At 70.1% G+C, this 9604-nt stretch carries 9 protein-coding genes; 7 read left to right on the top strand and 2 right to left on the bottom strand.

The genetic code is table 11. From position 1 onward, the window contains the following. Positions 1–2233, bottom strand: a 2233-nt coding sequence (locus ACWGIU_RS19250; RefSeq protein ID WP_453707339.1) for a transglycosylase domain-containing protein, incomplete at its 3' end; no start/stop codon positions are given. Between the two features lie 232 nt (positions 2234–2465). Between ACWGIU_RS19250 and ACWGIU_RS19245 the strand changes: the two genes are divergently transcribed. The 5 genes from ACWGIU_RS19245 (at position 2466) to ACWGIU_RS19225 (ending at position 7364) form a co-directional block, all read left to right on the top strand. Beyond that, entirely contained in the window at positions 2466–3374 is a 909-nt protein-coding gene (locus ACWGIU_RS19245; RefSeq protein WP_453707337.1) for an SPFH domain-containing protein, read from the top strand. Then, on the top strand, positions 3371–3604 hold the full coding sequence (locus tag ACWGIU_RS19240) for a hypothetical protein (RefSeq protein ID WP_030010967.1): 234 nt from the start codon (positions 3371–3373) through the stop codon (positions 3602–3604). The genes ACWGIU_RS19245 and ACWGIU_RS19240 overlap by 4 nt, the downstream gene beginning before the upstream one ends. Positions 3605–3790: 186 nt before the next feature. Further along, positions 3791–4315 carry a PadR family transcriptional regulator gene (locus ACWGIU_RS19235; protein WP_453707334.1) on the top strand — a complete coding sequence of 175 codons (525 nt, stop codon included), beginning with the start codon at positions 3791–3793 and terminating at the stop codon, positions 4313–4315. Beyond that, a complete protein-coding gene (locus ACWGIU_RS19230) occupies positions 4312–4998 on the top strand; it encodes an ABC transporter ATP-binding protein (RefSeq protein ID WP_453707332.1) in 687 nt (228 codons plus the stop codon). The genes ACWGIU_RS19235 and ACWGIU_RS19230 overlap by 4 nt, the downstream gene beginning before the upstream one ends. Further along, positions 4995–7364 carry an ABC transporter permease gene (locus ACWGIU_RS19225; RefSeq protein WP_453707330.1) on the top strand — a complete coding sequence of 790 codons (2370 nt, stop codon included), beginning with the start codon at positions 4995–4997 and terminating at the stop codon, positions 7362–7364. The genes ACWGIU_RS19230 and ACWGIU_RS19225 overlap by 4 nt, the downstream gene beginning before the upstream one ends. Positions 7365–7465: 101 nt before the next feature. Here ACWGIU_RS19225 and ACWGIU_RS19220 read toward each other — a convergent pair whose 3' ends face one another. Beyond that, complete coding sequence (locus ACWGIU_RS19220; RefSeq protein ID WP_453707328.1) at positions 7466–8425, bottom strand: hydrogen peroxide-inducible genes activator; 960 nt, start codon at positions 8423–8425, stop codon at positions 7466–7468. A 134-nt stretch (positions 8426–8559) separates the two neighbouring features. Between ACWGIU_RS19220 and ACWGIU_RS19215 the strand changes: the two genes are divergently transcribed. Both ACWGIU_RS19215 and ACWGIU_RS19210 read left to right on the top strand, forming a co-directional pair. Continuing rightward, positions 8560–9114 carry a peroxiredoxin gene (locus ACWGIU_RS19215; protein ID WP_453707326.1) on the top strand — a complete coding sequence of 185 codons (555 nt, stop codon included), beginning with the start codon at positions 8560–8562 and terminating at the stop codon, positions 9112–9114. 3 nt (positions 9115–9117) lie between these two features. After that, a partial coding sequence (locus ACWGIU_RS19210) for an alkyl hydroperoxide reductase (RefSeq protein WP_453707324.1) occupies positions 9118–9604 on the top strand: 487 nt, incomplete at its 3' end.

Here is a 9604-nt window from a genome sequence, read left to right as displayed (position 1 = left end):
GCTTGGGACCGCTGGTCTTGGTCGCCGTGGGCGTCGGGGTCGGCGTCGGGGTCGGCGTCGGCGTCGTCTTGGTCGCGGTGGGCGTCGGCGTCGGCGTCGGGGACGGCGGCGGGCTGCTGCTGGCCGCCGGGGCGCTGGTGGTCGGCGACGGCGACGGCGTCGGCGAGGCGCTGCGGGACGGCGTCTGTACGGCGCCCATCTCCGCCTCGCTCAGCTGGAACTTGCCCGCGTTGCCCTTCAGGGCGGCGAGCGTGTACGCCTTCCAGATCGAGGCCGGGAAGCTGGAACCGCCCAGTCGGCCGAGGCCGGCCGTACCCGTCAGGGTGACCTGCTTGGCGGTGACGGGCTCCTCACCGAAGATCGCGACGACGGTGACCAGTTCCGGGGTGAACCCGGAGAACCATCCGGAGACGTTGTTCTCGGTGGTACCGGTCTTGCCCGCGGCCTCGTAGGCGCTGCTGCGGACCTTGTTGCCGGAGCCGCCGTCGTCGTTGACGACGCCGGTGAGCACCTTGGTGACGGTGTCGGCGGTCTTGCGGCTGATGGCCTGGGAACCGATGGGCTGGGCCGGCTCGACCTCGCGGTCCTTGTGCTCGGCCTTCTTGATGATGGTCGGCGTGACCTTCTTGCCGTGGTTGTCGAAGGTGGCGTAGACGCCAGCCATCTCCACGGTGTTGGCGCTCATGGTGCCGAGCGACATGGCCGGCTTGTCCTCGGGCCAGCCCTCACGGTCCTTCATGCCGAGAGCCAGGGCCGTCTTCTTCACGTTGCGCGGCTCGACGTCCACGATCATCTGCGCGTAGACGGAGTTGACCGAGAAGTTGGTCGCCTCCTGGACCGTCATCATCGGGGTACCGAAGTTGCGGTCTTCCTGGTTCTGCGGGGCGAACGGGATGTCACTGCCGACGACCGCGCGCTTGCTGGTGCCGTCGTAGAGCGCGTTCGGCGTGATCGGCTTGCCGTCCTGGGTCTTCGCCCCGTTCTCCAGCGCGGAGGCCAGCACGACCGGTTTGAAGGTCGAGCCCGGCTGGTAGTCCTTGCGCAGGGCGTTGCTCGACCAGTGGTCCTTCAGGCTGGTGCCGCCGTACATCGCGACGATCGCGCCGGTCTTCGGGTCCACGGAGGTGGCACCGGCCTGCACGCTCTGGTCCTGGGGCTTGCCCTTGGTGTCCTTGCGGTCGAGCTTGGACTCCAGCTCGTCCTCGACGGCCTTCTCCAGCGCTTCCTGCTTCTTCGGGTCGATGTTCAGCGTGAACGTCCAGCCACCGGCGTCGATCAGCTTCTTCTCGACGCCCTGGGCGTTGAGCTCGGCCTCGGCCGCCTGGACCAGGTAGCCCTTCTGGCCGTCCATGCCCATCGGCGGCTGCGGCGGGATCGGCTCGGCGAACTTCAGGGTCTTGCGCTTGGCCTCGTCCAGCTTGCCGTTCTCGACCATGTTCACGAGGGTGGCCTCGTAGCGGATCGTGATCCGCTTCTTGGTGTCGCCGCCGGCGGTCGACCAGTCGTACTGGCTGGGGGCCTGGACGAGGGTGGCGAGGTACGCGCCCTGCTCCAGCGTCAACTGGCCGACGTCGACGCCGTAGTAGGCCTGGGCGGCCGCCTGGATGCCGTACGCGCCGCGGCCGAAGTAGCTGGTGTTCAGGTAGCCCGCGAGGATCTCGGGCTTCTTCATGCGCTGGTCGACCTTGAGGGAGATCACCAGCTCCTTGAGCTTGCGGCTCGCCGTCTGATCCTGGGTCAAGTAGTAGTTCTTGACGTACTGCTGGGTGATCGTGGAGCCACCGGCCTTGCCGCGCCCGGTGGCCGTGTTCCACAGACCGCGGGCCAGACCTTTGAAGTCCACACCCTGGTCGTTGCGGAAGGACTTGTTCTCGATCGCGATGAACGCCTCCTGCACGTCCATCGGGATCTTGTCGATCGCCAGGATCTCGCGGTTGACCTTGCCCTTGCTGGCCATGATCGTGCCGTCTGAGTACTTGTAGACGTTGCTCTGCTGGAGCGCCTGGTTGTTGGGGTCCGGCTCTTCCACGTAGAAGTACAGGGCGACCAGCGCGCCCATGCCGAGCAGGGCCAGCCCGAGGAACGCGCCCAGGACCTTCTTCCAGGTGAAGAAGCGGCGTATGCCGGTGCGTTTGCCCGTGGTCCCGCTTCCCTTGGTGCCCTGCGCGCGTCCGCTCGGCGCACGCCGCGCACCGCGCTGCTGCTGCGCCTTACGCACTTCTGCTCGGCCCATCGCTCCCGCTCCGCTCGATTTCCCCCCCGACGTCAGCTCAGAAAGCTAACACCGCAGGCTGTGACAAAAGTTAGCCAACCATGGCCATTTCCGGTCATTTCGGACGTGAGAATCAGCACCCACTCCACTGGAACCGACGCCCACCTAAGCCGAAGGGTTGCCGTAGCGCAAAAAAGTGATATCACTTTGCTAGACGGTCTCATCGATCGTGAGCCGAGAAACGGGGCAAACCATGACGAACGAAAACGCAACTCCTGACGCGGTACGGGAGTTCACCGCGCGCAGCGTCGGCGGCGGCCTGGCGCTGCTGCTCGGTCTGCTGGGTCTGCTGGCGAGTGCGGGCCTGATCGTGGCCGGCTCGGTGGCCGCGGCCGTCGCGGCCAAGGTGGCCCTGATATCGCTCGGCGTACTCCTCAGCCTCGTCGCCACGTTCGCGATGTGCGGGCTGAACACGGTGGCACCGGGCGAGGCCCGCGTCGTCCAGCTGTTCGGCCGCTACAAGGGCACCATCCGCGCCGACGGGCTGCGCTGGGTGAACCCGCTGACCTCCCGCGAGAAGATCTCCACCCGGGTGCGCAACCACGAGACGGCCGTCCTGAAGGTCAATGACGCCTACGGCAACCCGATCGAGCTGGCGGCGGTCGTGGTGTGGCGGGTCGAGGACACGGCCCGGGCCACCTTCGAGGTCGAGGACTTCACGGAGTTCGTCGAGACCCAGACCGAGGCGGCCGTCCGGCACATCGCCATCGAGTACCCCTACGACGCGCACGAGGAAGGCGGCCTGTCGCTGCGGGGCAACGCCGAGGAGATCACGGAGAAGCTGGCCGTCGAACTGCGTGACCGCGTCGACGCGGCCGGTGTGCACATCATCGAGTCCCGCTTCACGCACCTCGCGTACGCTCCGGAGATCGCCTCCGCGATGCTCCAGCGCCAGCAGGCGGGCGCGGTCGTGGCGGCCCGCAAGCAGATCGTGGAGGGCGCGGTGGGCATGGTCGAACTGGCACTGACCCGGCTGGCGGAGCAGGACGTCGTGGACCTGGACCCGGAGCGCAAGGCGGCCATGGTCTCGAACCTGATGGTCGTCCTGTGCGGTGACCGCGCCGCCCAGCCGGTGGTCAACACCGGAACGCTCTACCAGTGACCCCCGGCGGCGAGGAGAAACCGGCGGGCCGGCAGGCGCGCAAGCAGGTGCTGCTGCGGCTCGACCCGCAGGTGTACGACGCGCTGGCCCGGTGGGCGGGCGAGGAACTGCGCAGCGCCAACGCGCAGATCGAGTTCCTGCTCCGCCGGGCCCTCGCCGAGGCCGGCCGCCTCCCCTCGGCCCCCGGCCCCATCCCGCGCCGGGGACGCCCCCCGAAGCCCACGGAATGACCCGTACGCCCGGTAGGGCCGGAACCCCGGCCCCACCGGACGTACGGCGTTCCAGGGACCGGCGCCGGCCGGCCGCCCGGCCCCTCCGCATCCCCGGGATCGGCGTCGGTCGGCCCCCGACCTCCGATCCGCCGAATTCGCGCCCTCTATACACTCCGCGTATACACACCGTGTAGTGTCACGGTCATGTCCATCGGTCACACCCTCCTCGGCCTCCTGGAGGCCGGCCCGCGCCACGGCTACGACCTCAAGCGCGCCTTCGACGAGAAGTTCGGCCACGACCGCCCCCTCGCGTACGGGCAGGTCTACTCGACCATGTCCCGCCTCCTGAAGAACGGCCTCGTCGAGGTCGACGGGATCGAGAGCGGCGGCGGTCCCGACCGCAAGCGGTACGCCATCACCGACGCCGGCATCACCGACGTCGAGGCCTGGCTCTCCCAGCCCGAAAAGCCCGAGCCGTACCTCCACTCGACCCTCTACACGAAGGTCGTCCTCGCCCTGCTCACCGGCCGCCGCGCCGACGAGCTGCTGGACACCCAGCGCGCCGAGCACCTGCGCCTCATGCGCATCCTCACCCAGCGCAAGCGCAAGGGGGACATCGCCGACCAGCTCGTGTGCGACCACGCCCTCTTCCACCTGGAGGCGGACCTGCGGTGGCTCGAGCTGACCGCGGCCCGCCTCGGCCCGCTCGCCCAGGAGGTAGGCCGATGACCCCGGCCGGCTCGCTGCTCGCCGCCACGGACCTGCGCAAGGCGTACGGGACCACCACCGCCCTCGACGGCGCCGAGTTCTCCATCCACGCCGGCGAGGTCGTCGCCGTCATGGGCCCCTCCGGCTCCGGCAAGTCGACCCTGCTGCACTGCCTCGCGGGCATCGTCCCGCCCGACTCCGGTTCCATCACCTACGCCGGCCGCGAGCTCACCACCATGAGCGACGCCGAGCGCAGCACCCTGCGCCGGACCGAGTTCGGCTTCGTCTTCCAGTTCGGCCAGCTCGTACCGGAGCTGACCTGCGTGGAGAACGTCGCCCTGCCGCTGCGCCTGAACGGGGTCAAGCGCAAGGAGGCCGAACGCGCCGCCCTGCGCCGGATGGAGCAGCTCCAGGTGGAGGACCTCGGCGCCAAGCGGCCCGGCGAGATATCCGGCGGTCAGGGGCAGCGCGTGGCCGTCGCACGCGCCCTCGTCACCGGCCCCCGGGTGATCTTCGCCGACGAACCCACCGGAGCCCTCGACTCCCTCAACGGCGAACTCGTCATGCAACTGCTCACCGAGGCAGCCCGGTCGGCGAACACCGCCGTCGTGCTCGTGACGCACGAGACGCGCGTGGCCGCCTACTCCGACCGCGAGATCGTCGTACGCGACGGCACGTCCCGCGACATGGAGCGCATCGTATGAGCCGGCTCCAGGTCTGGACCCGCGACCTCGGCATGGGCGCCCGCTTCGCCTTCGGCGGCGGCCGCGAAGGGTGGATCCGCACACTGTTCACCGGCGTAGGCGTCGGTCTCGGCGTCGCCCTGCTGCTGATCAGCACCGCCATCCCCGGCGCCCTCTCCGCCCGGTACGAGCGCGGCGACGCACGGTCGACGATGCGTTCCGACAGGGCCGCCGCGCCCGGGCCCGACACCCTGCTGATCGCCCGCCTCGGCCAGACGTACCACCACAAGGACATCGAGGGGCGCATGGTCCGGGCCGAGGGCCCGGACGCCCCGCTGCCGCCCGGTCTCAAGCGGATCCCCGGCCCGGGCGAGATCGCCCTCTCCCCGGCGCTCGACGCGTTGCTGAAGTCCTCCGACGGCGCCCTGCTGCGCGAACGGCTCGACGCACCGGTCAGTGAGATCGTCGGCGCCCCGGGGCTGGTCGGCCCCGGCGAACTGCTCTTCTACCTGGGCAGCGACACCCTCCGGAAGAACGGCCCCGAGGACTACCGCGTCGAGCGCGTCACCGGTTTCGGCCACGACGCGGACCGCGAGGGCCTGGACCCCGTGCTCATGCTGATGGTCGTCCTGACGTTCGTCGCCCTGCTGATGCCGGTCGCCGTGTTCATCGCCACCGCCGTCCGCTTCGGCGGGGACCGGCGCGACCGGCGGCTCGCCGCCCTGCGGCTGGTCGGCGCCGACATCAGGACGGTGCGCCGGATCGCGGCCGGCGAGGCGCTGGCGGGCTCCCTGGTCGGACTGGTGCTGGGCACCGGCTTCTTCGCCGTCGGCCGTTCCTTGGCCGGCAGCGTCAGCCTCCGGCAGCGCAGCGTCTTCCCCGCCGACCTCGACCCGGCGCCCTGGCTCGCCATCGTGGTCGCCTTCGCGGTGCCCGCGGCGGCGGTGGCCGTGACCCTGTTCGCGCTGCGTGGGGTGGTCATCGAGCCGCTGGGCGTCGTCCGTACGGCCAAGCCCTCCCGACGCCGTGTCTGGTGGCGGCTGCTGCTGCCGCTGGTGGGGGTCGGCCTGCTCGTACCCCTGGACGGCCGCGGCAACGACCACGGCAGGTTCAACCACTGGCAGGTCAGCGCGGGTGTGGTGCTGCTGCTGGTCGGGATAACCGTGCTGCTGCCCTGGTTGCTGGAACGTTTCGTCAGGACGATGTCCCGCGGCCCGGTCTCCTGGCAGCTGGCCGTGCGCCGGCTCCAGGTCGACAGCGGCGGCGCCGCCCGCCTCGTCAACGGCATCGCCGTGGCCGTCGCGGGCGCCATCGCCCTCCAGATGCTCTTCGCCGGCGTCGAGGGCGATTACACGAAACCGACCGGCCAGGATCCCGCCAGGGCCACCGTCGCGGTCATGGTGAACCGCGATACGCCGACGCGCCTGGACGACCTCGCGCAGCGGATCTCCGCGGTGCGGGACGTCACCCGCGCCGTTCCGCTGACCTCCGCGCAGGCCGCCCACCAGGTGCCCGCGATGGACGGGACGGTCGAGCTGACGATCGGCACCTGCGACGCGCTCGGTGAGGTCGCGACGCTCGACTCCTGCCAGGACGGCGACGCCTTCGTGCTGACCGGCTCCTCCGAACCGGTCACGCAGGACTCACCGGGCATCTACGGAGAGACGGCGAAGCCCGGTGACGAGCTGTTCGTCGGCAACGTCAGGGGGTACGGGTCGGGGACGGCCGACCCGACCGCTCCGGTGAAGTGGCAGGTCCCGGCGGCCGCCCGCACGGTCCCCAGCCGGCCGGACCCCACCGGAGAGCTGCGCAACGGCCTGCTGGTCACCCCGTCGGCCGCGCCGAAGGAAATCGGCGACTTCCCGAACGCGCGGATCTACGTCCAGGTCGACGAGTCCCGTCCGGACGCCCTGGACCGGGCGCGCAACGCCGTCTTCGAGGCGGACCCGTTCGTCACGGCGATGACACTGCGGGACACCGAGGAGGCCACCGGTTACTCCTCGATCCGCACGGGGCTGTTCTTCGGCGCCGTCGCCGTACTGGTCCTGATCGGCGGAAGCCTGCTCGTCTCCCAGCTGGAGCAACTGCGCGAGCGCCGGCGGCTGCTGTCCTCCCTGGTCGCCTTCGGCACCAAGCGCTCCACGCTGAGCCTGTCGGTGCTGTGGCAGACGGCCGTGCCGATCGTGCTCGGCCTCGTACTGGCGGCCGGAGTCGGCGTGGGGCTGGGCGCCGTCCTGATGGGCATGGCCGCCCAGCCGGTCCGGATCGACTGGGCGTCGGTGCTCGGGATGACGGCGGTCGGCGCCGGTGTGGTGGTCGTGGTGACCTTGCTCAGCCTGCCGCCCCTGCTCCGCCTGATGCGCCCGGACGGCCTGCGCACGGAGTGACCCCCTCCTGAGCCCGTACGCCCGCTCCGACGACGCCCCGCACCGCTGGCTAAGGCGTCTTTCAAAAGTCCCGCCTGGCCTGCGGGCGCCCGGCGCTACTTTTAGAACCCGCCCTGGTCGGTGGGCCAGACCGGCAGTGGGCGTACGGCTTCGCGCAGCGCGGCGGCGATCGACCTGAACTCCTCCTGCCGGGCGGTCCCGGTACGCATGGCCAGGGCGATCCGCCGGGAGGGGGCGGGCTCGGCGAAGTAGCCGGTGGACAGGTGTTCGTTGCGGGCGGTCTCCAGCCGCAGCGCGGTGCGCGGCAACAGCGTCACCCCCAGCCCTCCGGCGACCAGTTGTACGAGGGTGGACAGTCCGGCGGCGGTCGTGGTGACGTCCGCCCCGGTCGTCCGGCCCGCCTCCCGGCAGATGTCGAGGGCCTGGTCCCGCAGGCAGTGCCCCTCGTCGAGCAGGAGCAGCTGCAGTCCGCGCAGTTCCTCCAGCGGGATGTCCCGGCGGCCGGCCAGCGCGTGCTCCCGGGGGGCGAGCAGGACGAAGTCCTCGTCGAAGACGGGCAGTTCGCTCACCCCGGGGACCCCGAGCGGCACCGCCAGCAGGAGCAGGTCCAGGCGCCCGCCGGCCAGCCCCTCCAGCAGGGAGGCGGTCTGCTCCTCGTGCACCTGGAGGTCCATCCGCGGGTAGCGCCGGTGGAACAGCCCGAGCACGGTCGGCAACAGGTACGGCGCCACCGTGGGGATCACACCGAGCCGCAGCACTCCGGTGAAGGGCGCCCGTACGGCCTCGGCCTCCTCCAGCAGCCCGCCCATGGCATCGAGCACCACCTGGGCCCGCGCCGCGATCCGCTCGCCCGCCGGGGAGAGCAGCACCTTGCGGGTGGTGCGCTCCAGCAGCTGCACCCCGAGGGCCTCCTCCAGCGAGGAGACGGCCCCCGAGAGCGCGGGCTGGCTCATGCCGATGGCCGCGGCGGCGTCCCGGAAGTGCAGGTGCTCGGCGACCGCCGCGAAGGCGCGCAGTTGCGCGAGCGTCGGTTGCTTCGCTCCCCTACTACTGACAGCCACTGATAGGTACCTCCGATCACCCAGCACAAGAGTAGCTATTTCTGTAATCAATGCAGGTGTGTCAGCATGTGAGATACGTCCAACCCCGCCGGAAAGCCCCAAAAGGGTTATTTTCCACTGCCTAAGGAGAGCGCGTGCTCACTGTTGGTGACAAGTTCCCCGCCTTCGACCTGACCGCCTGTGTCTCGCTCGAAGCCGGAGCCGAGTTCGCGCAGATCGACCACAAGACCTACGAGGGCAAGTGGAAGGTCGTCTTCGCGTGGCCGCTGGACTTCACCTTCGTGTGCCCGACCGAGATCGCCGCCTTCGGCAAGCTGAACGAGGAGTTCGCCGACCGCGACGCGCAGGTCCTCGGCTTCTCGCTCGACTCCGAGTACGTGCACCACGCCTGGCGCAAGGACCACGCCGACCTGCGTGACCTGCCCTTCCCGATGATGTCCGACATCAAGCGCGAGCTGTCGGCCGAGCTGGGCATCCTGGGCGAGGACGGCCTGCCGATGCGCGCCGTCTTCATCGTCGACCCGAACAACGAGATCCAGTTCTCGATGGTGACCGCCGGTTCCGTGGGCCGTAACCCCAAGGAGGTCCTGCGGGTCCTCGACGCCCTGCAGACCGACGAGCTGTGCCCGTGCAACTGGAACAAGGGTGACAGCACCATCGACGCCGGCGCGCTGCTGGCCGGTGAGTGACGGATGTCCCTCGACTCCCTGAAGTCGGCCATACCGGACTTCGCCAAGGACCTGAAGCTGAACCTCGGTTCGGTCATCGGCAACAGCGACCTTCCGCAGCAGCAGCTGTGGGGCACCGTCCTGTCCTGCGCGATCGCCGCCCGTTCGCCTCTCGTCCTGCGTGAGCTGGAGCCCGAGGCAAAGGCGAACCTCTCGCCGGAGGCGTACACCGCCGCCAAGGCCGCCGCCGCGGTCATGGCGATGAACAACGTCTTCTACCGCACCCGGCACCTGCTTTCCGACCCGGAGTACGGCACGCTGCGCGCGGGCCTGCGGATGAACGTCATCGGCAACCCGGGCGTGGAGAAGGTCGACTTCGAGCTGTGGTCGCTCGCGGTCTCCGCGATCAACGGCTGCGGCCAGTGCCTGGACTCGCATGAGCAGGTCCTGCGCAAGGCGGGCGTCGACCGCGAGACGATCCAGGAGGCCTTCAAGATCGCCTCCGTGATCC

Source organism: Streptomyces sp. NPDC054840 (genome assembly GCF_053611065.1).
The sequence above is the reverse complement of the archived record's forward strand: the minus strand, read 5'-3'. Positions and strand labels throughout refer to the sequence as shown.

What these genes read in the sequence shown, in the direction of transcription:
- ACWGIU_RS19245 (WP_453707337.1), top strand. Translation starts at nt 2,466, where the DNA reads ATGACGAACGAAAACGCAACTCCTGACGCGGTACGGGAGTTCACCGCG.
- ACWGIU_RS19235 (WP_453707334.1), top strand. Translation starts at nt 3,791, where the DNA reads ATGTCCATCGGTCACACCCTCCTCGGCCTCCTGGAGGCCGGCCCGCGC.
- ACWGIU_RS19230 (WP_453707332.1), top strand. Translation starts at nt 4,312, where the DNA reads ATGACCCCGGCCGGCTCGCTGCTCGCCGCCACGGACCTGCGCAAGGCG.
- ACWGIU_RS19225 (WP_453707330.1), top strand. Translation starts at nt 4,995, where the DNA reads ATGAGCCGGCTCCAGGTCTGGACCCGCGACCTCGGCATGGGCGCCCGC.